General features: G+C 65.8%; 1 pseudogene. It reads right to left on the bottom strand.

Annotated elements, in window-relative coordinates:
• Positions 1-255: 255 nt before the first annotated feature.
• Positions 256-1,439 (bottom strand): annotated as a pseudogene (locus ACFYP3_RS37745) (IS701 family transposase).
• Positions 1,440-1,587 lie beyond the last annotated feature (148 nt).

Raw genomic sequence — 1,587 nt, 5'->3', positions numbered from 1 at the left:
CACCCGCTACGAGAAAACCGCCACCTCCTACGAAGCGGCGGTCACCCTCGCATCAATCCTGCTCTGGGCAAGATCAGTTTGAAGACGGACCCTAGTACTGCAACGGTCTTTGCTGCGATGGTTTGTCGGCTTCTGGTGGTGTGTGGCCGCGTCGTTTGTAGTGGCTGATGCGGGCTTGGTGTTGTCGTCTGCGGCGCCAGTGTGACCAGTGCAGGACGTGGTCGGTGCTTGGGCGAGGTCGGGTGAGCCGGCTGATCAGGCGTCGGAGTTCGGGGAGGGTGAGGGGTATGAGCTGGGAGGATCCGTTTCTGCTTTCCCGGTGTCGAGTTCGCGGGACCGCAGGACGGTGAGGCATGCGTGTGCGGCGATGGCCAGGGTGATGTGGCGGTGCCATCCGTCGTAGCGGCGGACCTGGTAGTCGTCGAGGCCGCATTCCTGTTTCGCGGTCTGGAAGCATTCCTCGATGGTCCACCGGCTGCCGGCGACACGGATGAGTTCGTCGAGTGTGGTTTCGGCTGGGGAGTAGGCGATGTAGTACGAGATCTCGTCCGGTCGGCGGATGCTGCGGCGGGCGATGACCCAGTGCCGGCGGTCCTCGCGGTGCCAGGGCCTCACTTCGACGCGGGCCCAGTCGTAGACCCGGGGGCCGTGAGCCCCCGCCCCGCAGGAACGGCGTTTCCACTTTTGCGGGGCAGACCGGGAAACAGGTCGTGGACGGGGTGGTCGATGGCCCAGCGGGTGACGACGGTGTCGTGGCGGGTGGTGGCCATGACGTGGAAGACATCCGCCCGCTCGAGCTCGGACCGCCAGCCTTTGGAGTAGCCGTAGGCGGCGTCGGCGGTCACCCACCGGAACGGGATCTTCTCCGCGATGGCCCGGCGGACCATGGCCTTGGCCATGACCACCTTCGTCTCGAAGGCGACCGTGTCGTCGATGCCGGCGGCCCGGCACCGGTCGCGGTCATCCGTCCATGACGTGGGCAGATAGAGGCGGCCGTCGATCAGCGTGCGGCCACGGCTGCCGGCCTAGGCGAGGAACACCCCGATCTGGCAGTTTTCCGTCCGCCCGGCGGTCCCAGAGTATTGTCGCTGGACCCCGGCCGAGCGGATGCCCTTCTTCAGGAACCCGGTGTCGTCCACGATCAGCACCGCATCGCGGTCGCCGAGATGCTCAACCACGTACTCGCGCACGTCGTCCAGGACCTCGTCCGCGTTCCAGTCGATCCGGTTCAGCAGCCGGTGGATCCGGTCAGGGCCCCCATGCCCGGCCTCCTCCGCGAACGTCCAGCCGTTCTTCCGCTCCAGCGGAGCGATCAGCCCCCGCATATAGGCAAGAGCCGACTCCCGCGGCTCCGACCTGGAAAAACGGTGCGCGAACCGGTCATGTAGAGCCTGCAGTTCACCAGCCCACAACCGGGCATCAACACGTTCCCCACCCATGAACTGACCAACGACCGACCTGCCCAACCGTCCCGGCAAACACCGTTGCAGTACTAAGACCGTGTCCTATGTGGTGAGGCGTCGTTGACGTCGGTATGGGGCGGGGCACGTGGAGTTGGATTGTTCCAGACGGGCTGTGGGAGATCGC

It is taken from the genome of Streptomyces sp. NPDC005533 (genome assembly GCF_042871845.1).
In the GTDB taxonomy this organism is placed as follows: domain Bacteria; phylum Actinomycetota; class Actinomycetes; order Streptomycetales; family Streptomycetaceae; genus Streptomyces.
The sequence above is the reverse complement of the archived record's forward strand: the minus strand, read 5'-3'. Positions and strand labels throughout refer to the sequence as shown.